Genomic DNA, 23404 nt, shown 5'->3' on the forward strand with positions numbered 1-23404 from the left:
GCGTGACCTTGACCATCGGCGCCATCCAGCATTGCGCGCCGGGGCTGCTTGCCTAATTTGGCAGGCTCCCCGAGACATCCGGATCGAGTCCGAGCGCGGGTGAGCGCTCGACTCAATGACCTCGACACTCATCCTGAGTCTGGTACTGACGGTTCCGCTGAACCTCTTCACCCACTGACGCGGTGCCGGTCAACCACGCGCAGCGGCGCTCAGAATCAGGTGCTTCATTTCCTTTACGGCCTGCTTGAAGCCGACGAATAGCGCGTGGGCCACGATCGCATGGCCGATGTTCAGTTCGTTGACACCGCGAATCGCCGCGATGGCCTCGGCATTGTGGTAGTGCAAGCCGTGCCCGGCGTTGACGATCAAGCCATGGCTAAGCCCCGCCTCCACCCCGTCACGTATACGGGCTAGCTCGCACGCGCGCTCTGCCAGGCTGTGCGCGTCCGCATAGCGCCCGGTATGCAGTTCGATAGCAGGCGCGCCAACCCGTGCCGCCGCCTCGATCTGCGCCGGGTCGGCGTCAATGAACAGAGAGACCTCCGCACCACAGGCCGCAAGCCGGTCGACAGCCTCCTTGATGCGCGACGCCTGGCCCGCCACGTCCAGCCCGCCCTCGGTAGTCAGTTCCTGCCGGGTTTCGGGAACCAGGCACACATGCTCAGGGCGCAGCCGCTCGGCGAATGCCAGCATCGCCTCGGTCACGCCCATCTCGAAATTCATTCGGGTCTGCAAGGCATCCTTCATCATGAGCACGTCGCGCTCCTGGATGTGGCGGCGATCCTCGCGCAGGTGCACGGTGATGCCATCCGCCCCCGCCTCCTCGGCATCCAGCGCGGCCTTGACCGGGTCCGGATAACGGGTACCGCGGGCCTGGCGCAGCGTAGCGACGTGATCGACATTGACGCCGAGCAGGATTCGATTGGCTTCAGTCACGCGGAGTCTCCTTTGTATTCATGAACAGTTCCCGGCTGACCAACGGCCGGCCACCTAGATGGGGCGCCAAGGCCTGGCGCATCAAACGCTTCGCGGCTGCCAACGCTCCCGGCACGGTCCAATCGGCTTCGGCCATTGCCAGGAGTTCCGCGCCGTTGAACAGGCCCGGCTGGAACTGGCCGATCGGTTCAAGACCGGTGTCAGGCAACAAACGGTAGGCGGCGGTCGCCACGATCGGCTGGCCAGCGATATCGGTATCCAGAGAAAAACCGTAGCCGAGTTCGGTCAGCAGCCGCCACTCGAATGCGCGAAGAATTGGCTCCAATGGACGCTTGGCGGCCAGCGCCGGCAAGGTGGCAGCATAGTGATCGAACATGGCGGGGTGTGCATCTTCGGCAGGCAACAGTCGGATCAGCAACTCGTTGAGGTACATGCCGCTGAACAGCGCATTACCGTCCAGCCAATAGGCCAGGCCAGCGCTGTCGAGTCGGCCCACAGTCTTGAGATCCGCACGGCCGCGAAATTCGACCTCCAACGGGACGAAGGGTCGCGCGAGCGTACCGGCTTTGCCACGCGCACCTCGCAACACTGCCCTCAGCCGACCGGCAGGCGTTAAAAAATCCACCAGCGCACTGCTTTCACGATAGGGCCGGCTGTGCAGAACGAAGGCGGATTGGATGGTCATGGATCCTGCGCTTTAGACTGGAGGGCGGAGCGGGCCTAGAACCAGCGAAGCCCGCCGTCAATACACCAGGATCACCGTAGCTCGGCGAAATCAGTCGCCCTAGGGCCAAGGGCGCCGCTACAAGCCACGGGCTCTGCGCCGCTCATGTCATCAAGCGTCTAGTGCCTGGCCAGACCTTTAGCCTACTGATAGCCAAGCGAATGCAGCGCACGCTCGTCGTCCGACCAGCCGCCTTTCACCTTGACCCAGAGGTTGAGCATGACCTTGGAGTCGAACAGCACCTCCATGTCCTTGCGCGCCTCCTGGCCGATGCGCTTGATGCGTTCGCCCTTGTCGCCAATGATGATTTTCTTCTGGCCGTCACGCTCGACGAGGATCAATGCATGAATATGCAGGACGTGCCCTTGCTGCTTGAAATCCTCGATCTCGACAGTGATCTGGTACGGCACCTCGGCGCCGAGCTGGCGCATGATCTTCTCTCGGACCAATTCGGCTGCCAGGAATCGGCTGCTGCGGTCGGTAATCTGATCTTCGGGAAAGAAATGCTCGCCCTCCGGCAGATGCGAAGCAACCAGCTTTTCGAAGACGTCCAAGTTCTGCCCATGCTGGGCGGAAATCGGGACAATTTCGGCGTTGGGCAACTGCTGCGACAACCATTCGAAATGCGGCAGCAGCTCTCCCTTATCCTCAACACGGTCGGTCTTATTCACAGCAACGATGACGGGACCCTCGACGTACTGGATCCGTTCGAGTACCAGCTGGTCCTCATCCGTCCACCGTGTGCGGTCGACGACGAACACCACAACGTCGACATCCTTCAGCGCCGAGGCAGCCGTTCGGTTCATGTAGCGGTTCAGCGCCGTCTCGCCGTTCTTATGCAGGCCGGGCGTGTCCACGTAGACGGCCTGAACGGCACCTTCGGTCTTGATACCGAGCATGTTGTGGCGTGTGGTCTGCGGCTTGCGGGACGTGATGGCGAGCTTCTGCCCCAGCACATGGTTGAGCAGAGTCGATTTGCCCACGTTGGGACGACCAACGATTGCCACGTAGCCGCAGCGGCTCACGTCTTCGCTTTCCAGCTGATGTTCATCAATCATGACCATTCTCCACGCCTAGCGCGATCAGTGCCGAGGCGGCAGCGACCTGCTCGGCAATCCGCCGGCTGGCGCCCTGCCCCTGGGTTTTCTCATTGAGCAAGGCGACTTGGCACTCGACGAAGAAGGTCCGGCAATGCGGCTCCCCCTGTATGGCCACCACCTCGTATTTCGGCAGTTCGCAGGCCCGCGATTGCAAAAACTCCTGCAGGCGGGTTTTCGGATCCTTGTTGGTATCGACCAACGTCAGACCTTCGAGCTCGTTGGCGAGCCAGGCCAACACCCGGTCCCGCGCAGTTTCAATACCGTCGTCGAGGTAAATGGCGCCGATCAAGGCTTCCAGCGTGTCAGCAAGGATTGACTCGCGGCGAAATCCACCGCTTTTCAACTCACCTGAACCAAGCCGCAGATGGTCGCCCAGCTCGAACCCCCGAGCCAGTACGGCCAGCGTTTCGCCCTTGACCAGACGAGCACGCAGCCGAGACAGCTGCCCTTCCTTGGCCTGGGGGAAGTGATTGAACAACGCCTCGCCGGCAATGAAGTTGAGGATGGCGTCGCCAAGAAACTCCAGACGCTCGTTATTGCGTCCGGCGTAGCTGCGGTGCGTCAGAGCCAGGAGCATTAGCTCCTGGTCTTTGAATTGATATCCGAGCTTGCGCTCGAGTCGGGCTAGCGAAGTGCTCACGGCATCCTTAGGCGATATTCTTTATCGAAGTTCGCCACCAGATCGAGGTTACGGATCAGCGGCTCGCGTTTTTCGTAGTCCAGGTGAACCTTGAACTCATTATTTTCAATCACGACCGTCATCGCCTCGTCGAGGTTGAGGTCGCGAATTCCATTCACATCCATGCCTTTGCGAACATGGCTGTAGAAATCACGCACCGTGCGGATCTCAAGCGCCTGTTCACTTTCGACCCCAGAGATGATCTTGTCCATGGACATATAGTCGAAGTAGTGCGGCAACATCTTGAAAGCAGTACTGGCAAAAAATGCGACCACGGCGAGCACCATGATCCAGCTCAGCATGGAGAGCCCTTTTTGCGAACGAGCGAAACTCATGTCGACCTCTATGTCGTACGTAACCCACGAAGCGGGGCAGCTCAAATATAACGAGCCGGGCCGCGGGAACCGGGCCCTGATTCACAGCTTAGTGAATCAAACCGACCCGAGAGAAATGTGGCAGGTTGCTAAATTTCGGGTCTGGCCAGCTCATCCATACGGCAAACGCCTTGCCGACGATATTGCGGTCCGGAACCATACCGACGAGATCTGCCGGGATATTCACGTCCTGCCAGTAGCGGCTGTCGTTGGAATTGTCGCGGTTGTCGCCCATCATGAAGTAGTGCCCGGCGGGGACGGTCCACTCACGATCGGGCTCGACCCGGTAACGCCCCATCTCCTTGCGGATCAGGTGCTCGACGTCACCGAGGCGCTCTTCGTATAGCTTGGCGCTGCCGAGGCTGCCCGGCTCTTCGCCGATGAGAGTCTCAGCAACCAGATCGCCGTTGATGGTCAGTCGTTTGTCACTGCTGTAACGAACCACATCGCCGGGTAAACCGATCACCCGCTTGATGTAATTGATATTCGGATCGCTTGGATAGCGAAACACCATGACGTCGCCCCGCTTGGGGTCACTGACTTCGATGATCTTGGTGTCTACGACGGGAAGGCGGATGCCATAGGCAAACTTGTTCACCAGTATGAAGTCGCCGACTTCTAGCGTAGGGATCATCGAGCCCGAGGGAATCTGGAACGGTTCGACCAGGAACGAGCGCAGCACCAGTACGATGGCCAGTACCGGGAAGAACGACTTGCCGTATTCGATCAGCACCGGTTCCTTGCTCAACGCATCCAGCGTGGACTGATCGGGCTCACCTGCACGCCCTTGGTAATTCGCTATCGCGGCCCGACGACGCGGTGCGAAGATCACCAGGTCGAGAAGCGATAGAAAGCCGCAGACCGCTACGGCAATCACCAGCAACAGCGGGAAATTGATGGACATATCAGCTATCTACCTTAAGCACCGCTAGGAAGGCTTCTTGCGGAATCTCGACGTTGCCGACCTGTTTCATCCGCTTCTTGCCGGCCTTCTGCTTCTCGAGCAGCTTGCGCTTGCGGCTGACGTCGCCACCGTAGCACTTGGCCAGAACGTTTTTACGCAGCGCTTTCACCGTACTACGCGCGATGATCTGCCCGCCAAGGGCGGCCTGGATCGCCACGTCGAACATCTGGCGAGGGATCAACTCCTTCATCTTCTCGACCAGGATGCGCCCTTTGTACTGAGCATTGTCGCGGTGCACGATGAGGGCCAGCGCATCGACCTTGTCGCCATTGATCAGAATATCCAACCGAGTGAGATTGGCTGACTGGAAACATTCGAAGCTGTAATCCAGAGAGGCATAGCCTCGGCTCACCGACTTCAGCCGGTCAAAAAAGTCCAGTACCACCTCACTCATCGGAAGGTCATAACGGACTTGGACCTGAGAACCGAGGAATTGCAAGTCGATCTGGATACCGCGCTTCTCGACGCAAAGCGTGATTACGCTGCCCAGATGCTCCTGCGGCACCAGAATGTTGGCCCGCACGATCGGCTCGCGCATGTCTTCGATGGACGAAAGGTCGGGTAACTTGGAAGGGCTGTCGACGTAGATCACCTCGCCACTTTTCAGAGCCAGTTCGTAGACCACGGTGGGCGCGGTGGTGATCAGGTCCAGGTCGTACTCGCGTTCGAGGCGCTCCTGGATGATTTCCATGTGCAACATGCCAAGGAAACCAATACGGAAACCGAAGCCGAGGGCGTCGGAACTCTCGGGCTCATACTGAAGCGCTGCGTCGTTGAGCGTCAGCTTCTGCAAGGCCTCGCGGAAATCCTCGAAGTCATCAGAACTGACAGGGAACAGCCCTGCATACACCTGAGGCTTGACCCGCTTGAAACCGGGGAGCATCTCGACATCGGGCGTGTTCGCCAATGTCAGCGTATCGCCTACAGGCGCGCCGTGAATGTCCTTGATGCCAGCAATGATGAACCCGACTTCTCCAGCCTTTAGATCGGCCGTCGTGGTGTGCTTGGGGTTGAAAACACCAACGCTGTCGACCTGATGGACCTTGCCCGTCGACTTGACCAGGACCTTGTCGCCCTTCTTGATTCGGCCGTGGCGAACACGGACCAACGAAACCACGCCCAGGTAGTTATCGAACCAGGAGTCGATGATCAGCGCCTGCAAGGGTGCATCGATTTCACCCGTGGGTGCCGGGATGACATCCACCAGACGCTCGAGCACGTCTTCCACGCCCATGCCGCTCTTGGCACTGCAGGGCACCGCGTCGGTCGCGTCGATGCCAATGATGTGCTCAATCTCGCCCTTTACCTTTTCCGGATCGGCCTGCGGCAAGTCCATTTTGTTCAGGACGGGCATGACTTCAAGCCCCTGCTCGATCGCGGTATAGCAGTTCGCCACCGACTGCGCCTCTACGCCCTGACCGGCGTCCACTACCAGCAAGGCGCCTTCGCATGCCGCGAGGGACCGGCTGACTTCATAGGTGAAGTCGACATGGCCGGGCGTGTCGATGAAGTTCAGTTGATAGGTTTTACCGTCTCGAGCCGTGTAATACAGCGTGACGCTGTGCGCCTTGATGGTAATACCGCGCTCGCGCTCGAGATCCATGGAATCGAGAACCTGAGCATTCATCTCACGTTCGGTCAGGCCACCGCAGATCTGGATAAAACGATCGGCCAGGGTCGACTTGCCATGATCGATGTGCGCGATGATGGAAAAATTGCGGATATGACTCAGGTCACTCACAGCTCAACACTCGAATACGTCGCAAGCACATTGCCTGCCGAAAATAGCCGCCAAGTGTACCCGATAGGTCTATTCGGCGTCACGCCGCGCTGCGGCGAGATTCAAAGGGACCGATGACGCCTCGGTGACGCATGTGAAAAGCGGCCCGCAGGGCCGCTTCGCAAGGGAATGGTTACTCCGCAAGCTTGAAGGTAATGAAGCTGGCACGCCCCTGCCGCAGAACCCGCATCGACACGGAGCGATTCTTAGGTAACGCCTCGGCTACCCGACCGAAGGTGGATGCGGATTCAATGGCCTGGTTGTTCAGGTGGGTGATGACATCGCCGGGACGCAGCCCAATCATCGCTGCCGGCCCGCTCAGCACTTCAGTGATCACCACGCCACCCTGCAAATCCAGGCTGCGCTTCTGCTCGGCCGTCAACTCCGAAACCTTTACACCCAGGCGATTGCTACTTTTTTCCCCGCGGTCATTGCTGGTGACAACCTCTTCACCCTCATCGGGCAGCGTGCCAACCGACAGGTTAACGGTTTCTCGATCGCCTTCGCGCACGATGCCGAGACTAGCCTTGCTGCCCGGTTTGATGGAGCCGATGAGATGGGGCAGATCTGCGGACATGTCAATCGACTCGCCATTGACGCTGAGGATCACGTCACCTACCCGCAGCCCGCCTTTAGCAGCCGGCCCGCCATCGAGCACCTGCGCGATGAGAGCACCTGCAGGCCGGTCGAGTCCGAACGATTCAGCAAGGTCACGATTAACCTCCTGAATAACGACGCCGAGCCAGCCACGACTCACCTTACCTTCTGTACGCAACTGGTCTGAAACGTCCATTGCCACATCGATTGGAATGGCGAACGATAACCCCATGAAGCCGCCCGAGCGCGTGAATATCTGGGAGTTAATACCGATCACCTCTCCCTGGAGGTTAAATAACGGCCCGCCGGAGTTGCCAGGATTGATTGCGACGTCGGTCTGAATGAACGGCACGTAGCTTTCGCTCGGCAAGTTGCGTCCCGTAGCGCTGACAATACCGGCAGTCACGGTGTGGTCGAAACCGAACGGTGAGCCGATCGCGAGCACCCATTCACCCACCTTCAGCGCACTGGAGTCACCTAACTTAACCGTTGGCAACCCTTCGCCCTTGACCTTGATAAGCGCCACATCGGTACGCGGATCAGCACCGACCAACTCAGCTTCGAGCTCACTGCGATCAGGAAGCCTGACGATAATTTCGTCAGCGTCGGCAACGACGTGATTATTGGTCAACACGTAGCCATCAGCGGAAATGATGAAGCCAGACCCGAGCGACTGCGCCTCACGGCCTTGGCCTGGAGCACCCTGGCCAGGCGCGCGGGGAATACCGTGCTCGAAGAACTCCCGAAAGATGGGCGGCAGCCCCTCCAGTTCAGGCATTTGCGCAGCGGCGCTTCGCGTAGGGGGCTTCTGTTTGGTGCTGATGTTGACAACCGCCGGCGAAGCACTTTCTACCAACGCCGTGAAATCTGGTAGCTGAGCGTTTGCCGTCGCAGTGATACCCCACAAAAACAAAGCAGCCAGAACGGCACGGCAGCTATCGTATCGAACCTTGAGCATCATCCCCCCTTTGGAACAACCCAGCCCCAGTTGCAAGCGTCGTCCGAAGCACGACAGGCTGAATCCGCGGATCAGCGGCACCACGCCGAGCCTGTGCACGCACCAACGCGCATGCAGACAGAAAACCAACCAGGCCGGCCGTAATGACATAAGGCTCGCCGAGCGAGAAAAAGGAAGCAATAAAAGCGGCACCCATCAGCGACAGCAAGGGCACCAAGTACACAAGCACTGCGCCTCGCAACAGAACATCCTCATGGACGCCAACGATGACGAAGTCCCCAACACAGAGCTGGATGCCCGAAATTGCACGGAGCATCTTAATCTGCCGACTGCTGTCACCGAGCCTGTTCATCAGCGCCTGCCCACAACCGTTTCGGGCGGAGCAGCCGGAACAGGTACTGCTGCGATGAGTTTCTACCCAAACAGCACCTTTATCGACCGCTACAACCCGGCCCGACTCCTCGATCATTGTGCGGCTTGGTCCGAGCCCGAACGCATGGACAGCGCCACCCGCTCGGCCGTCCCGAGCGGAATCTCGCCCACGACCGTCACCATGACGTCACCACCCGCAGTCGTGATGCGCTTGGATACGGCAACGGTCGGCCCCATCTGGCTGCGTGCATCCTCGACGACTGTTCCGCTCAGCGGCTCGATAAAAACCGAAAAACGGGCCAATCCGTCACCATAGGAAAGCCAAGCCACCTTCTCATCTGATGCGGGGCTAGGCTGAACATTGGAGTCGAGCAACTGGAAGCCCGGCGGCAGCCAATCGGAGCGCCATGGGGTCGTTTCTGATTTCTCTTCTACCTGGGCGAGCGCAACTGGTTGACACGCCTGCCCGGCTTCGACGTCCTCGGGCTGAACGGGGCCAGACGAAAACTGGGTAAACTGGAAACGCTCCAGCAGCTGTCCGCCCTCGCCTAGCATCAGCGATTTCAATGGCAGCGCTGTTTCCTCATCTAGATGCAACTCGAACCCGTAGCGATGCTGATCTCGTGGTTGCACTGCAATCGCAACAGCAGACCGACCCGCCACTCGCGACTCGCCGATCATGTGAAGCTCATATGATTCGGACAACCGCGCCGGATCCAGCTGCTGACGACGCCACGGCTGGACATCCTTTACCTGCGAGGCTAACTCTTCCGTCGCACAGGCAATCTTGCCGTTTTCAAGCATGACCTCGGCTGCGGGCCCATCGAGCTGAAACAGCCGCTCGCGCACTTGGTCACCGTCGGCCAGTTGCCATACCGCGTGACTGGAGAAGCTGCCATTGCGTTCGTATACGAAGGTGCCGAGATAACTTTGCCGCTCCTCGGCCCTGATCAGACGCTGAAGCCAGGAATCAGCCCCGGCATCAGCAGCGAAGGCCGGCATTGATAGCCAGCCTCCGAGTACCACACACAGCGGTATTACACGCATGTCTTTCCTTAACGGTCTTCCATACTGGCAGCACGTGCATATGGCAACGCACCTTCGGAGCCGCTTCCGAATGCAGCCTGCTGAGCATGCTGGCGCACATAGGCCGGTAGGCGCTGCTCATGCCAACCTTCAGTGGGTGCCTGCGTCACCTCCGCCTCCGGAGCAGACGCCCCCTCGCTGTAACCAGCCAGAACCGCCGGCCCCTGGTTTGTCTGTGGAACAGCGATCGCCGGCTGCGGCGCCTGCTGCGCCATTTGAGGCCCGACAACCTCACTCTGGTTGTACAGGCGTACACCCGCAAGCACGGCGACCGTAACAGAAGCAGCAACCGCAATACGACCCAGATTACGCCAGGTGGACCGCGGCTCTTTGGCAGGCGTCAACGCTGGTTCATCCGCCAGTGCAGCCGACACCGCCGAGGCGATATCCAGCCGAGGCTCGGCCAATTCTTTGTGCATTGCAGCACGAGCAATCTGGTAGCGCGACCAGGTCGATCGCATATCCGAGTCGCCATGTGCGGCGAGAACTCGACGTAATTCCAACTCGTCCGCTTCGTTATCCATCACCGCGGACAGCGATTCATGCAGGGCTTCACGACTCATGGCGGTTCCTCTCTTGGCTATCGCCGCTGTCTCAGGATTCATGCAACAAGGGTTGCAACGATTTATCGATGGCTTCCCGCGCTCGGAATATCCGGGAGCGGACTGTACCAACTGGACACTGCATCACATTTGCAATGTCTTCATAACTAAGACCATCAAATTCACGCAGTGTTAGAGCCGTACGCAAATCTTCTGGAAGCTGTTGAATGGTTCTGTGAACCGTGTCTTCGATCTCGTCCCTAAGAAGCGAGCGCTCCGGCGACTCGATGTCCTTGAGCGCGTGGTCGCCCTCATAGAACTCCGCGTCCTCCGAACTGACATCGCTGTCCGGCGGCCGCCTCCCGCGCGCCACTAGATGATTCTTCGCCGTGTTGATGGCGATGCGATACAGCCAGGTATAAAAAGCACTGTCACCACGGAAGTTAGCCAGTGCCCGGTATGCCTTGATGAAGGCTTCTTGCGCGACATCCTGCGCTTCATGAGAGTCATGAACAAAGCGCACGATCAACCCAAGAATCTTGTGCTGGTACTTGAGAACCAACAAATCAAAAGCTCGCTTATCGCCCCGCTGTACTCGTTCGACCAGTTGCTGGTCCTGCTCCTGCGTTAGCATAAGCACTCCTCCGTGACCTGGAAGGGGTGCTGCCGCTGCCTGCGAGCTGACCTGCCAGAATAGACCCGGGCTTTACACAAAAGTTCTCCCCCTCCTAGCAAGCATTCCTGCAACACATCCGATGACAAAAACGAGCAACGCCGCGAGACGGCTCGAGGTGGACCGAGACGGCTCGAGGTGGACTTTAAATAACCCACGCCCAACCCGCGCCGCCCACTTGGTGGCCAGCCGGCTTGCATCCACAACTGTCTATAGAGAGGGTCTTGCAAGAAAAGTTCCAGACCCTCAAAGACCTAACGCAACGGCCCGCTATTTTGCGGGCATTAGGGCTCGATATACTACCCCCGCCTTCCTTATGAGTCCGAACATGAGTCGACACTATCAATACGACGTTCTGGTCATAGGCAGCGGTGCTGCTGGCCTTACCCTGGCGCTGAACCTGCCGGATCATCTGCGTATCGCAGTGCTGAGCAAGGGCGATCTATCTAACGGATCGACATACTGGGCACAGGGAGGGGTGGCAGCCGTCCTGGATACAGCTGACACCGTAGAGTCCCATGTGGCCGACACGTTGGTCGCCGGCGGCGGTCTCTGCAAAGAGCAGGCGGTTCGCTTTACAGTCGAACACAGCCGGGAAGCCATTGAATGGCTGATCGCCCAAGGCGTGCCCTTTACTCGTGACGATGCGGGCGGCGAAGACGGCGCGTTCGAATACCACCTCACTCGGGAAGGCGGACATAGCCACCGCCGTATCATCCATGCGGCAGACGCCACTGGTGCCGCGATCTTCAGCACCCTGCTGGCGCACGCCCGCGACCGAACCAACATCCACCTGCTGCATCAGCGCGTCGCGGTCGATCTCTTGACTGAGCACAAACTTGGCCGACAAGGCCGGCGCTGCTTGGGCGCATACGTGCTGGACCGGTCGACTGGCGAAGTCGACACGTTTAACGCGCGGTTTGTGGTTCTGGCGACAGGCGGTGCGGCCAAAGTATACCTCTACACCAGCAACCCGGACGGCGCTTGTGGCGACGGCATCGCCATCGCCTGGCGCGCCGGATGCAGAGTGGGCAACCTGGAGTTCAACCAGTTTCACCCGACGTGCCTGTACCATCCGCAAGCGAAAAGCTTCTTGATTACCGAGGCATTGCGTGGCGAGGGCGCCTTGCTCAAGCTGCCGAACGGCGAGCGGTTCATGCCGCGTTTCGATGAACGTGCCGAACTGGCGCCGCGAGATGTCGTTGCGCGCGCCATCGACCATGAAATGAAGCGCCTCGGCATCGATTGCGTCTACCTCGATATCAGCCATCAGCCCGCTGACTTCGTCCGAGCCCACTTCCCCACCGTATACGAGCGGTGCCTGGAGTTTGGTATCGATATCACTCGCGAGCCGATCCCGGTGGTGCCTGCTGCTCACTACACCTGCGGCGGCATCGTCGTCGACCAAGCCGGCCGAACCGATATTCCCGGCCTATACGCCATCGGCGAAACCAGCTTCACCGGACTGCACGGCGCCAACCGCATGGCGAGCAACTCATTGCTCGAGTGTTTCGTCTATGCGCAAGCGGCCGCGAAAGACATTCAGCGCCAACTTGACCAGGTGGCGATGCCGACAGACCTACCCGCGTGGGATGCCAGCCTCGTCACCGACTCCGACGAAGACGTGATCATCGCGCACAACTGGGATGAGCTGAGGCGCTTCATGTGGGATTACGTCGGAATCGTGCGTACCACCAAACGCTTGATGCGCGCTCAGCATAGAGTGCACCTACTGCTTGCCGAAATTGACGAGTTCTACAGCAACTACAAGGTGAGCCGCGATCTGATCGAACTGCGTAACCTTGCGCTGGTAGCAGAACTGATGATCCGCTCGGCTATGGAGCGCCGCGAGAGCCGGGGCCTGCACTACACGCTGGATTATCCCTCGCAGCTTTCTGAAGCCCGGGACACTATTCTGGTGCCACCCACCTTCGCCGGCTGAATTTCAGCCGAAGCCGAAGGCGCCGGTGCTGTTCCGGCGCCAAGGCATCTCGCGGTATGAGCAACCCACGGGCGAATCGCTCACCTGGCAACCGAAAGCGCAGCACCACAGCCAGAGGAAGCGCGATGCTATCGGGGCGTAGCTGGATGGGTTGCCAGCCGGCACGCCGGCTCCACAGAGCCCAACCGGCATGATCGTGCCGTAAACCGACCCATGCCGCGTCGTGCTTCAGCAGGATGTGAGTCGGGAGAACGCAATAGGCATGCAGCAGGCAGAAGACCCAACCAGCTGCCGCGACCCAAAACGGCATCGGGAGTAGAAAGAGGCCGCACGTTACCATTCCCTGCACGGCCAAATACGCGACGAGTACCGACCGTGAGGGGTGCCAATGACACTCGAAGGGGGCTTCAGTTGGGCTGGACACGATCCAGAATCATGCGAACGATCAGGCGCAAATCTTCATCTTCTGGCTCGGCGCGCTCCATGAACCATCCAAACATATCCTGATCTTCGCAGCTCAGCAGTTTGCGATAGCGCGCCTGATCCTGCTCCCCCAAATGCGGATAAACCTCTTGCACGAAGGGGACCAATAATACGTCGAGCTCGAGCATACCTCGGCGACTGTGCCAGAACAGACGGTTGAGTTCGGTTTGATCGACCATGCACAAGCTCCTGAGTTGAAGCGCGGCATTATAGCGGCTGCCGCCACGGCTCGGCAGATGAAAGGCGACGCGTTCTGTCATCTGGCGCACGCCGTGTTCAGCCGTCGGCCTGCTATGATGCCCGTCCGGATTTTAACGGCGCGACCAGTCATGACCGACACTGCTTTTTTCTGCGCGTTGTCGCACGAAGGCGTCCTGGCCGTACGCGGCCCGGACGCCAACACGTTTTTGCAGGGCCAACTGACCTGCAACCTCAACTATCTCGATGCCAACCACTCCAGCCTTGGCGCACGCTGCACGCCTAAAGGTCGCATGCAGTCGAGCTTTCGTATCCTGCCGCAGGCCGATGGTTACCTTCTGGCCATGGACGCGGGGTTGCTGCAAGCGCAACTGACAGATTTGTCGCGCTATGCCGTGTTCTCTAAATCTAAGCTGACGGACGATAGCGAAGCATGGGCCCGCTTTGGCCTAGTCGGCGGCGATGGCGCGCTCGAAAGCCTGGGTCTGGAACTGCCTCAGGGTGTCGGAAGCGTGACCAGCGGCCATGGGCTGTCAGCGATTCGCCTTGACGGCGTCCGTATAGAGCTGTGGAGCGCTAAATCTGAAGCCGGAACCGTTCGAGCAACGCTTGCCGCACAGCTCACGGAGGCACCTCTCGAAAAATGGCTTCTGGCCCAGATCCGCGCGGGTGTTGGCCAGGTCATGAGCGACACCAGCGAGCTGTTCATTCCCCAGATGATCAACCTACAGGCTCTCGGCGGCGTCAGCTTCAAGAAAGGCTGCTACACCGGGCAGGAGATCGTCGCGCGCATGCAATACCTCGGCAAGCTCAAGCGCCGCATGTATCGCCTAGCAGCAGACACCACCGCACTACCGGCACCAGGCACGGCGCTCTTTTCACCCGTGCACGGATCGAGCGTTGGAGAGGTCGTGCTCGCGGCCGCCGCAGAACAGGGTATCGAGCTGCTCGCAGTGGTCCAGCAGGAGGCTATCGATGATGGCCGAATCCACTTCGGCTCACCTGAAGGCCCGACGCTCAAACGGCTCGACCTGCCCTACTCCCTGGACGCGGACAAAGAGATCCAGCGCTAGATAACGACTTGCCAACACTGCACTTCATTAAGGAACAACATGAGTACCCTTGCCGATAAAGTTCAGCAGGAGCTGATGCAAGCGATCGAAAACGACCAGCTTGTCCTGCCCACCCTTCCAGAAGTTGCGCTGCGCGTCCGCGAGGCCGCCGAAAACCCGGACGTGAGCATCCCAACCCTGGCCAAGGTCATCGGCAACGACACCGCGCTAACAGCCCGGATCATCAAGGTGGTCAATAGCCCTTTATTGCGCACCAATCGTGAAATCAATGATCTGCAAATGGCGATCAGCCGCCTCGGTATCAACTACACGTCGAACTTGGCGACAGGGCTGGCCATGGAGCAGATGTTCCAGGCGACGACTGACGTAGTCGACCGGAAGATGCGCGAAGTTTGGAACAAGAGCACCGAAATCGCGGCGATTAGCCATGTGCTCTGCCGCAACTTCACACGCTTGCCTGCTGATCAGGCCACCCTGGCGGGCCTCGTCCACCAGATCGGGATATTGCCGATCCTGACTTATGCCGAAGAACACAGCGCCCTGCTCAGCGATTCGATCAGCCTCAACCATGTGATCGATCGCATCCACCCGATCCTGGGGGAGAAGATTCTGCGCACGTGGGAGTTCCCGGAAGCAATCGCCGTCGTTCCAGGTCAGCACCTGAGCTTCACCCGCGCGTCCGAAAAGGTCGACTATGTCGACATCGTTCAAGTCGCCACGCTACAAAGCTACATCGGTAGCTCGCACCCCTTCACTCAGCTCGACTGGAACGAAATCCCTGCCTTCGACAGGCTGGGGCTAGACCCGAACTCTTTACTGCAGGAAGACGAGGATCTGTCCGCAGCGATGGATGCCGCCATGAGCATGTTGCAGTAGCCCACCCACCTCCTTCGACCGCTCGCCGGAGTACTGGAACCGCCCCAACGCAGTCCAGTCACAAATTAGACGGCGTACTTGCCGCAACCGCTCGTGCCGCCTCCTGGGTCGGCACGGGCAGGCCAGGTAATCGAAGGAGAACGAACATGATGCGAGCGAACAAGACTCTATGGTCCGGCACTGCGGCCCTTCTATTTGGCGTAGCCGCGAATTTCGCCCTTGCCGCTGACGGTGAAAACTTCGTCGACGAGGCCTCGGCGAAGGGCATAGCGGAAATCGAAACCGCACGTATGGCGCTGGATAAGGGTACGGCGCAAGACGTGAAAACCTTTGCCCAGAAGATGATCGACGACCACACCAAGTCAAACCAGAAGCTGGCCGAATTGGCTGGGCAACATGAAGACCTGGAGATTTCCGACGAAGCCACGCTAATGGACAAGGCCAAGGCCATGATCCTCAAGCTGCGCGACGGTGAGAACTTCGATCAGGCTTATGCCAATAACCAGGTCATGGCCCACGAGCAAACCATCGAACTCTACCGTGAGTATGTCGAGGACGGTGAGAATGCCCAACTCAAGGCATTCGCGCAGTCGACGCTGCCAGAACTCGAACAGCACCTGAAACATGCCAAGGAACTGGCTGGCAAGCACGGCAGCAAGCAGTAATTTCTCTCCGGCGCCGGGCATACCGGCGCCTCGTCACAGCGTTTCCGGCAACCGCCAGTCGATGGGGTCGACCCCGTGCTGCGTCAGGAACTGATTGGCGCGGCTGAAATGACCGTTACCAATGAATCCACGATGCGCCGATAACGGCGACGGGTGAACCGACTTAAGCATCAAGTGCTTGGTCGCGTCGATGAGCTTCGCCTTACCCTGAGCATGCGCCCCCCAGAGCATGAACACCACGTTCGGACGCGTCTCGCTGACGACCTCGATAATCCGGTCCGTCAATCGCTGCCAGCCCACCTTTGCATGCGACCCCGCGATGCCCCGCTCCACCGTGAGCGATGTGTTGAGTAACAGCACGCCCTGGTCCGCCCAGTGCTGCAGGTAGCCATGGTTGGGTACTGGCAAGTTCAGGTCGCGCTTGAGCTCCTTGAAGATGTTTTGAAGCGATGGCGGCGCAGGCACGCCTGGTTGCACCGAGAAACACAACCCGTGTGCCTGCCCCGGCCCGTGATAAGGATCCTGACCGAGAATGACCACACGCACCTGGGGTAGCGGCGTCGAATCCAGTGCATGAAAGATCAAGGGACCAGGCGGATAGATGGTTTTCCCCGCCGCCTTTTCTTGCCGCAGGAACACGCTGAGCGCCTGCAGATAGGGCTGCGCAAACTCGTCCCGGAGGGCCTCCTTCCAGGTCGATTCCAGTTTTATGCGGTCGTCATCACTCACGGCATGGCTCTCTCTGGACAGCGCTGCACCCTAAGGAATGCCCCCGCCTGAGTCAATGCAAGGCAGATCTGTCAGCTCGTTAGTGGCGCCACTGCGCTCATGTGAATTTGCTCAATCTGCGGAGCATCGCACGGCGCGGAACGACGATCCGTCTACGACTAATTGAAGGGGTGACGAATTGCCGCAACACGCGTAAAAAAAGCGACGCCAATAAAACAAATACAACAAGGATCACTGTTATGAAACGGACCACCCTACTGGCGTTGGCGCTAGGTTTTTGCCTGAGTGCTGAAGCAGCCGACCCCATTACCCTTGGTCTCAACTATCCCCGCACTGGCAGTTACAAGGAGGAAGGCCTAGCGCAGATGCGAGGCGCCCTGCTGGCTATCGACGAAATCAATGCCAAGGGTGGCGTGCTCGGCCGACCGCTACGCCTGTCCAGCCGCAACTCCGCGTCCCGCCCCGAGAAAGCCGTTGCCAACGTCGACAAGCTGGCCGATGAGGGTGCCGTCATGCTCTTCGGCGGTGCGTCCAGTGCCGTAGCCATTGCCGCCGGCAAGCGCGCAAAGGAGCGTGGCCTCCTCTACTTCGGTACGCTCACCTACTCGAACGACACCACCGGCAAGGACGGCCATAGGTACATGTTCAGGGAATGCAACAACGCCTGGATGAGTGCCAAGGTCCTGGGCGAATACCTGAACCAGAACCTGCCGAATAAACGCTACTTCTACATTACGTCCGACTACACCTGGGGCCACACCAGCGAAAGCTCACTTCGCCAGGCCACCGGCACCCAAGACGGTACGCTCCATCCAGGCTTGAAAACGGCTTTTCCCGGGGCGCGCCTATCCGATTACCGTGACGCCTTGACCCGAGCGGCCGCGAGCGAAGCAGAGGTGCTGGTGCTCGTGCTGTTTGGTGAAGACCTTGTTCGTGCGATGCGCATCGCTGATGAAATGGGCCTCAACAAACGCATGCAAGTCGCCGTGCCGAACCTGACGCAAAGCATGGTCGAGACCGCGGGACCCGACATCATGCGCGGCGTGCTGGGAACCGAGCCCTGGACCTGGCGCGTGCCAGAGATGGAGGGTTCTGCCGCTGGGCAACAGTTTGTCGCTAACTATGATGAGCGCTATCAGACCCATCCGTCCAGTTCGGCCGCTTCGGCCTACAGCATCGTCTACCAATGGGCAGACGCCGCGACTCGGGCCCGCAGCCTCGACAGCGAAAAGATCATCGCCGCGCTGGAGGGCCATCGCTACCGCCTGCTGAAGGACGAACAGCAATGGCGCGCGTTCGACCATCAGAATGTGCAAACCATCTACGCAGTTCGCGTCAAGGAGCGAGCTGAAGTGCTCAAGGACCGCTTCAAGCAGGACTACTTCGAGATCGTCCATCGCCTCAGCGCCGAACAAGCCGCCCCTACCCAGGCGCAGTGGCAGCTAGAGCGCACTGCGAGCGGTCAAAAGCTGGCCCTCCAATAACAAGCGAGACGCCGAGCGAACGACTGCCCATATGCCCAGGCCAACGCCTACCGGTGTGCTTCGAAGCGCCTGCCTACTGTGGCCTGGCGAGCCCTAACTCAAGGCAACCGTTTGTCGGTACACCGGCGTCTCGCAGTGCAACCTGCGGCGCCGTCGGGGATTCTGATGCCCTGTGTTCCGCATGCATCGCCTGTTCAGGAGGCCCCTCATGAGCACTACCGCAGTCGAGCCGTACAAACCCGGCGTCTTCGATCTGACCCATAAACTCACCGTGGAAAAGCACGGGCACACTGCGCTCATCACCATCAACCAACCACCTGCAAACACATGGGATCGGGAGTCGCTGATCGGTCTCAAGCTGCTCATTGAACACCTGAACCACGACGACGATGTCTATTCGCTAGTGATCACCGGCCAGGGCGACCGATTCTTCAGCGCCGGGGCCGACCTCAAGCTCTTCGCCGATGGCGACCGCAACCGCGCACGGGAGATGGCCCGCCGCTTCGGAGAGGCGTTCGAGTCGCTTCGCGCATTCCGCGGCGTTTCGATCGCTGCCATCAATGGCTACGCATTGGGCGGCGGGCTCGAGTGCGCGCTGGCTTGCGACATTCGCATCGCCGAGCAGCACGCCCAACTGGGCTTGCCTGAAGCCTCGGTCGGGCTGCTGCCTTGTGCCGGCGGGACCCAAGCCCTGGCCTGGCTGGTCGGCGAAGGCTGGGCCAAGCGCATGATTCTCTGCGGCGAGCGGCTGACGGCGGATACCGCATTACGGATCGGGCTAATCGAGCAAGTCGTGGAGCCAGGCGAGGCGCGCGGGCATGCTTTGCTCATGGCATCACGCGTGGCGCGGCAGAGTCCGGTCGCCGTCCGGGCCATCAAACCGCTGATCGACTCGATGAAGACGCGAGGGCCCGCCGCGCTGGCCGCAGATGAGCGCGAGGCTTTCGTCGACCTTTTCGAAGCCGAAGACACCCGCGAAGGCGTCAACGCCTTTCTGGAGAAACGCGAGCCCCGATGGCGCAACCGCTAGGCGCCGGTTGCGCTAGCACCTATCGCCGATAGGCACGGCTTTCATAGCCGCGCTGCTGCAAGGCGCGATAGTCCCGCACCGGGGGGCGGTCGTGGCGCCGGTCATCATGTCGGTGCCAACGGGGTGGCCGCTCAAACCGACCGTGCCGTTCCTGCTTCCAGCCCTGATAACGGCCCCGGTCCCAATCGCGCCCGGCATTGCCACGGTGGCGATCGTAATACTGCGGGGGTAACTGGCCCTGCATGCGCGGCGGTAGATTCTGCCGGTACTGGGGAAAGTTGGAATAAGGGCTGCGAGGATCGTAAATCCGGGGCCCGGACTGTACCCGATAGCTGCCGCCGTCCGGCTGATAAACCCAGACGCCACCGCGCGAATCGGCGGATACCTGAAAAGCCAGCCCAAGGCTGACCACAGCCAGCACCATTCGAATGGACATCGAACACCTCCCATGGCCTGTCGCAGCGGGCGAAGACCTCCAACTATCAGACCACAACCAGGAGCGCCCCTTGCAGGTCGGGGACGGCCGGTTCATTTCCACATATGTCCGCCGCCGGCAGCCTCAGCTTGTATGGCCGCCAGCGGTTCCTGATAATAGCGGGCTTTTAGCCTAGGGCTCGGACCGAGCGCCACAGGAATTCCCTTTGATGACCGAATTTGCCCTGATCATGGTTAGCGCCATTCTGGTCAACAATTTCGTGCTCGTGCAGTTTCTCGGGCTGTGCCCGTTCATGGGCGTTTCCAAGAAGATCGAAACGGCCATAGGCCTCTCACTCGCCACCACCTTCGTACTGACGCTCGCAGCGATGTGCAGCTACCTGGTGCAACGCTACGTTCTGCAGCCTCTGGATCTCGAATTCCTGCGCACCATCAGCTTCATCCTCGTGATCGCTGTGGTGGTCCAGTTCACCGAAATGGTGGTGAACAAGACCAGCCCGCTGCTCTATCGCGTGCTCGGCATTTTCCTGCCCCTGATTACGACCAATTGCATCGTACTGGGCGTCGCGTTGCTGAATGCCAATAAAGGTGAGTTCACCTTCCTGACCGCAACGGTCAATGGCTTCGCCGCCGGGCTCGGCTTTTCCCTGGTGCTCGTGCTGTTCGCAGCCATGCGCGAGCGCATCGCGATCGCAGACGTGCCGCGCTCATTTCAGGGCGCAGCGATCGGCATGATCACAGCCGGCCTGATGTCCCTGGCGTTCATGGGCTTTTCCGGGCTGATCAAGCTATGAGCACGGTGTTAATCGCTGTGCTTGCGCTGCTGGCGCTGTGCCTGGTGTGCGGCGCGATCCTCGGTTTTGCAGCGGTGCGTTTTCGCGTCGAGGGCGATCCTATCGCCGAGCAGATCAACGCATTGCTGCCGCAGACGCAATGCGGCCAATGCGGCTATCCAGGGTGCAAGCCATACGCCGAAGCCATCGCCGGCGGTGACAAGATCAACAAGTGCCCGCCGGGCGGCGAAGCCACGATTCAGGCCCTGGCGGATCTACTCGATGTGGAACCGGAACCGCTCGATGCGGCAGAGGGCGAACTGCCGCCCCGCGTCGCCTATATTCGCGAAGCCGAATGCATCGGCTGCACCAAGTGCATCCAGGCCTGCCCGGTCGACGCCATCGTCGGCGCAGCCAAGCAGATGCATACGGTGATCGTCTCCGAGTGCACGGGTTGCGATCTTTGTGTCGAGCCCTGCCCGGTCGACTGTATCGACATGATCGAACTGGGCACGCCGCTGCAAGGCTGGAAATGGGAGCATCCGCTGGCGCCGGGGCGCCTGATCGCAAGCGACCGGGGGCAGGCCGCATGACCGCAGTGACGCTCTGGGACATTCACGGCGGCATTCATCCGCCTGAGCGCAAAGCGCTGTCAAATCGGTCACCGATCCAGCGGCTACCCCTGCCGGCACGGCTCGTCGTGCCACTCGCCCAGCACCTGGGCAGCACGGCCGAGCCCTGTGTGAGCGAGGGCGACCGCGTCCTGAAAGGGCAGAAGATTGCCGAAGCGAGCGGTTACGTCAGCGCAGCGGTGCACGCGCCCACATCCGGTATCGTCAGTTTCATCGGTCCGCAGCCATATCCACACGTGTCCGGCATGCTGCACGAGGCCATCGTCATCGACAGCGATGGCGAGGATGAGTGGGCTGAGCCGCACCCTACGCCCGACTACCGCCAGCTTGCAGCGTCCGAGCTGCTCGACCTGATCCGTGAAGCCGGCATCAGCGGGCTCGGCGGTGCGGGCTTCCCGACGGCGGTGAAGCTGGGCGGGGCGACGAACCAACCCATCCGCACACTGCTCATCAATGGCGCTGAGTGCGAACCATACATCACCTCCGACGACCTGCTGATGCGCGAAATGGCCCATGAGTTGGTGGTCGGGATCGACATCCTTGTCCACCTCATCCAGCCGGAACAGGTGCTGATCGGCATCGAGGACAACAAGCCCGAGGCTATCGGCGCGGTACGCGAGGCGCTGGGCGAGCGCTCGTATGGCCTCACGGTCATGCCGACCAAATACCCCTCCGGCGGCGAAAAGCAGCTGATCCAGATCCTTACTGGCGAGGAAGTACCGAGCGGTGGATTACCCGTCGACATCGGCATCCTCTGCCAAAACGTGGGTACATGCGTCGCCATCCATGATGCGGTTCTGCTCGGCAAGCCGCTGATCTCGCGTGTAACGACCTTGACCGGCGAGGCGCTGGCACGCCCGATGAACGTCCTGGCGTTGATCGGTACGCCCGTCGCCGACCTGCTGGCGTTCGCTGGCCTGGACCGCGCGAAACTCAACCGCCTGATCATGGGCGGCCCGATGATGGGCTTTACGCTGCCGTCGCTGGACGTGCCGCTGGTCAAGACCACCAACTGCCTGCTCGCCTGCACGCTCGCAGAGTTGCCGCCTCCCCCGCCTGCGCTGCCGTGCATCCGCTGCGGAGAATGCGCCGAGGCCTGCCCGGCCAATCTGCTGCCCCAGCAACTGCATTTCTTCGCCTTGGGCCAGGAGCACGACCAGCTCAAGGCCTACAACTTGTTCGACTGTATCGAATGCGGCGCCTGCGCCTACGTCTGCCCGTCGAGCATTCCACTCGTCCAGTACTACCGCGCGGCGAAAGGCGAAATTCGGACGCTCGAGCAGAAGCAGCACAAGGCCGAACACTCCCGCCAGCGGTTCGAACTGCGCCAGGAGCGTCTGCGTCGTGCTGAAGAGCAGAAGGAAGCCGACCGCAAAGCACGCGCTGAGCGGGCCGCACGCGCCAAGGCCGCACAGGCCGAAACCAGCGCTGTGCCCAGCCAGGACGATCCGGCGCGCCCAGCCCCGAATCCGGGGCTAACGGAGCAGCAGAAGAAGTTCAAGATCGAAGCCAGCATGGCTCAGGTCGCGCTGAAGAAAGCGGAAAAGCAGCTGGCAGCGCACGCCACACCCGAACTCGAAAGCCAAGTCGCGGCGCTGCGCGAAGTGGCCGCCAAGGCGCAAGCCGCGTTGGAGCGCGCAACGGCTGCCGATGCACAACCCGCCGCTCCGGCTCCGGCGCGCGACGAGGCTCAGAAAAAAGCCAAGATCGAGGCCGCCATGCTGCGTGCCCAGCTTCGCAAGCTGGAAAAGCTGGACGCACCAGACGCCGACCAAAATGCTGAACGGGTCCGCCTGCAGGCGCAGCTGGCCGCTACCGAAGCCCTCTACACCGAAGCGGCACCAGGCGCCGACAAACCCGCCGCCACTCCCGGCACCGAAGCACTGAAAAAAGCCAAGATCGAGCTGGCAATGAAGCGCGCCGAGCTAAAGAAAGCGGAGAAAGCAGGCGCCGACGAAGCTCAGCTGACCGGGTTGCGCGCGGCCCTTTCGGCCGCGGAGCAGGCCTTGCACGAGGCCGAGGATCAGTCTGGAAAACCCGCCCCCGAATTGGTACGCACCGAGAAACGCCCGGTGGACGAGCAGACCCGCGCCTTGAAGACCGAGCTTGCTTTTGCCCGCGCCGACCTGCGAAAGCTCGAGCGCAACGCTAGATGCGAAATCGATGCCTTGGAATCCGCCCGGGCCCGGCTCGATGAAGCCGAACGCAAGCTTCAGGAACACACCCAATCGTAAGACGCAGCGTCGCTGACGCTGTCACCGCAGGCGCCGCAATTGTTAAAAGCGCCCATCGAGGACTA

The 23404-nt window shown here is 60.3% G+C and carries 25 protein-coding genes; 9 read left to right on the forward strand and 16 right to left on the reverse strand.

What is annotated here, in order from left to right; all coding sequences use genetic code 11:
* Positions 1–189: 189 nt before the first annotated feature.
* The 12 genes from pdxJ to rpoE form a co-directional block, all read right to left on the reverse strand.
* On the reverse strand, positions 190–936 hold the full coding sequence (gene pdxJ / locus KXR72_RS09840; protein WP_437420926.1) for a pyridoxine 5'-phosphate synthase: 747 nt from the start codon (positions 934–936) through the stop codon (positions 190–192).
* Positions 929–1621 (reverse strand): DNA repair protein RecO, encoded by a 693-nt coding sequence (gene recO, locus KXR72_RS09845; protein WP_437420927.1) that lies wholly within the window; start codon positions 1619–1621, stop codon positions 929–931. Before recO ends, pdxJ begins: the two co-directional genes overlap by 8 nt.
* Before the next feature lie 182 nt (positions 1622–1803).
* On the reverse strand, positions 1804–2718 hold the full coding sequence (era, locus tag KXR72_RS09850) for a GTPase Era (protein WP_437420928.1): 915 nt from the start codon (positions 2716–2718) through the stop codon (positions 1804–1806).
* A complete protein-coding gene (gene rnc, locus KXR72_RS09855; RefSeq protein WP_437420929.1) occupies positions 2711–3400 on the reverse strand; it encodes a ribonuclease III in 690 nt (229 codons plus the stop codon). Before rnc ends, era begins: the two co-directional genes overlap by 8 nt.
* Positions 3397–3774, reverse strand: a complete 378-nt coding sequence (locus tag KXR72_RS09860; RefSeq protein ID WP_437420930.1) for a DUF4845 domain-containing protein — start codon at positions 3772–3774, stop codon at positions 3397–3399. Before KXR72_RS09860 ends, rnc begins: the two co-directional genes overlap by 4 nt.
* A gap of 88 nt (positions 3775–3862) precedes the next feature.
* The gene (lepB, locus tag KXR72_RS09865; RefSeq protein WP_437420931.1) at positions 3863–4717 is read right to left on the reverse strand and encodes a signal peptidase I; all 855 of its coding nucleotides are present in this window, start codon (positions 4715–4717) and stop codon (positions 3863–3865) included.
* 1 nt (position 4718) lies between these two features.
* Complete coding sequence (lepA, locus tag KXR72_RS09870; RefSeq protein WP_437420932.1) at positions 4719–6518, reverse strand: translation elongation factor 4; 1800 nt, start codon at positions 6516–6518, stop codon at positions 4719–4721.
* Between the two features lie 172 nt (positions 6519–6690).
* Positions 6691–8112, reverse strand: a complete 1422-nt coding sequence (locus tag KXR72_RS09875; RefSeq protein ID WP_437420933.1) for a DegQ family serine endoprotease — start codon at positions 8110–8112, stop codon at positions 6691–6693.
* Positions 8090–8581: a SoxR reducing system RseC family protein gene (locus tag KXR72_RS09880; protein ID WP_437420934.1), complete on the reverse strand. Its 492-nt coding sequence runs from the start codon at positions 8579–8581 to the stop codon at positions 8090–8092. The genes KXR72_RS09875 and KXR72_RS09880 overlap by 23 nt, the downstream gene beginning before the upstream one ends.
* Positions 8578–9531, reverse strand: a complete 954-nt coding sequence (locus KXR72_RS09885) for a MucB/RseB C-terminal domain-containing protein (protein ID WP_437420935.1) — start codon at positions 9529–9531, stop codon at positions 8578–8580. The genes KXR72_RS09880 and KXR72_RS09885 overlap by 4 nt, the downstream gene beginning before the upstream one ends.
* A gap of 8 nt (positions 9532–9539) precedes the next feature.
* Complete coding sequence (locus KXR72_RS09890) at positions 9540–10133, reverse strand: sigma-E factor negative regulatory protein (RefSeq protein WP_437420936.1); 594 nt, start codon at positions 10131–10133, stop codon at positions 9540–9542.
* 31 nt (positions 10134–10164) lie between these two features.
* The gene (rpoE, locus tag KXR72_RS09895) at positions 10165–10746 is read right to left on the reverse strand and encodes an RNA polymerase sigma factor RpoE (RefSeq protein ID WP_437420937.1); all 582 of its coding nucleotides are present in this window, start codon (positions 10744–10746) and stop codon (positions 10165–10167) included.
* Between the two features lie 367 nt (positions 10747–11113).
* On the opposite strand from rpoE, the gene nadB reads away from it, so the two are divergent.
* Positions 11114–12727: an L-aspartate oxidase gene (nadB, locus tag KXR72_RS09900; protein WP_437420938.1), complete on the forward strand. Its 1614-nt coding sequence runs from the start codon at positions 11114–11116 to the stop codon at positions 12725–12727.
* On the opposite strand, the gene KXR72_RS09905 is transcribed toward nadB, so the two are convergent.
* Together KXR72_RS09905 and KXR72_RS09910 are read right to left on the reverse strand one after the other, a co-directional pair.
* Positions 12696–13151, reverse strand: a complete 456-nt coding sequence (locus KXR72_RS09905) for a protein YgfX (RefSeq protein ID WP_437420939.1) — start codon at positions 13149–13151, stop codon at positions 12696–12698. The genes nadB and KXR72_RS09905 overlap by 32 nt on opposite strands.
* Entirely contained in the window at positions 13135–13389 is a 255-nt protein-coding gene (locus KXR72_RS09910) for a succinate dehydrogenase assembly factor 2 (protein WP_437421331.1), read from the reverse strand. The genes KXR72_RS09905 and KXR72_RS09910 overlap by 17 nt, the downstream gene beginning before the upstream one ends.
* A gap of 150 nt (positions 13390–13539) precedes the next feature.
* On the opposite strand from KXR72_RS09910, the gene ygfZ reads away from it, so the two are divergent.
* The 3 genes from ygfZ to KXR72_RS09925 all read left to right on the forward strand — a co-directional run bounded on the left by ygfZ (position 13540) and on the right by KXR72_RS09925 (position 16022).
* A complete protein-coding gene (ygfZ, locus tag KXR72_RS09915; protein ID WP_437420940.1) occupies positions 13540–14481 on the forward strand; it encodes a CAF17-like 4Fe-4S cluster assembly/insertion protein YgfZ in 942 nt (313 codons plus the stop codon).
* A 39-nt stretch (positions 14482–14520) separates the two neighbouring features.
* Positions 14521–15357: an HDOD domain-containing protein gene (locus KXR72_RS09920; protein WP_437420941.1), complete on the forward strand. Its 837-nt coding sequence runs from the start codon at positions 14521–14523 to the stop codon at positions 15355–15357.
* Between the two features lie 146 nt (positions 15358–15503).
* The gene (locus KXR72_RS09925; protein ID WP_437420942.1) at positions 15504–16022 is read left to right on the forward strand and encodes a DUF4142 domain-containing protein; all 519 of its coding nucleotides are present in this window, start codon (positions 15504–15506) and stop codon (positions 16020–16022) included.
* Positions 16023–16055: 33 nt separating this feature from the next.
* Here the strand turns inward: KXR72_RS09925 and ung are convergent, their stop codons facing one another.
* Positions 16056–16751: a uracil-DNA glycosylase gene (gene ung, locus KXR72_RS09930; protein WP_437420943.1), complete on the reverse strand. Its 696-nt coding sequence runs from the start codon at positions 16749–16751 to the stop codon at positions 16056–16058.
* Positions 16752–16990: 239 nt separating this feature from the next.
* On the opposite strand from ung, the gene KXR72_RS09935 reads away from it, so the two are divergent.
* Together KXR72_RS09935 and KXR72_RS09940 are read left to right on the forward strand one after the other, a co-directional pair.
* Positions 16991–18235 carry an ABC transporter substrate-binding protein gene (locus KXR72_RS09935; RefSeq protein ID WP_437420944.1) on the forward strand — a complete coding sequence of 415 codons (1245 nt, stop codon included), beginning with the start codon at positions 16991–16993 and terminating at the stop codon, positions 18233–18235.
* A 208-nt stretch (positions 18236–18443) separates the two neighbouring features.
* Entirely contained in the window at positions 18444–19265 is an 822-nt protein-coding gene (locus KXR72_RS09940) for an enoyl-CoA hydratase (protein ID WP_437420945.1), read from the forward strand.
* Positions 19266–19284: 19 nt separating this feature from the next.
* Here the strand turns inward: KXR72_RS09940 and KXR72_RS09945 are convergent, their stop codons facing one another.
* Entirely contained in the window at positions 19285–19701 is a 417-nt protein-coding gene (locus KXR72_RS09945) for a hypothetical protein (RefSeq protein WP_437420946.1), read from the reverse strand.
* 208 nt (positions 19702–19909) lie between these two features.
* On the opposite strand from KXR72_RS09945, the gene rsxA reads away from it, so the two are divergent.
* From rsxA to rsxC, 3 genes are read left to right on the forward strand one after another with little or no spacing between them, the layout of a single operon-like run.
* On the forward strand, positions 19910–20494 hold the full coding sequence (gene rsxA / locus KXR72_RS09950) for an electron transport complex subunit RsxA (protein ID WP_437420947.1): 585 nt from the start codon (positions 19910–19912) through the stop codon (positions 20492–20494).
* Complete coding sequence (gene rsxB / locus KXR72_RS09955; RefSeq protein WP_437420948.1) at positions 20491–21066, forward strand: electron transport complex subunit RsxB; 576 nt, start codon at positions 20491–20493, stop codon at positions 21064–21066. Before rsxA ends, rsxB begins: the two co-directional genes overlap by 4 nt.
* A complete protein-coding gene (gene rsxC / locus KXR72_RS09960; RefSeq protein ID WP_437420949.1) occupies positions 21063–23339 on the forward strand; it encodes an electron transport complex subunit RsxC in 2277 nt (758 codons plus the stop codon). Before rsxB ends, rsxC begins: the two co-directional genes overlap by 4 nt.
* The last annotated feature ends 65 nt before the right edge of the window (positions 23340–23404 follow it).

It is taken from the genome of Stutzerimonas chloritidismutans (genome assembly GCF_051486945.1).
Taxonomy (GTDB): Bacteria; Pseudomonadota; Gammaproteobacteria; order Pseudomonadales; family Pseudomonadaceae; genus Stutzerimonas; species Stutzerimonas chloritidismutans_B.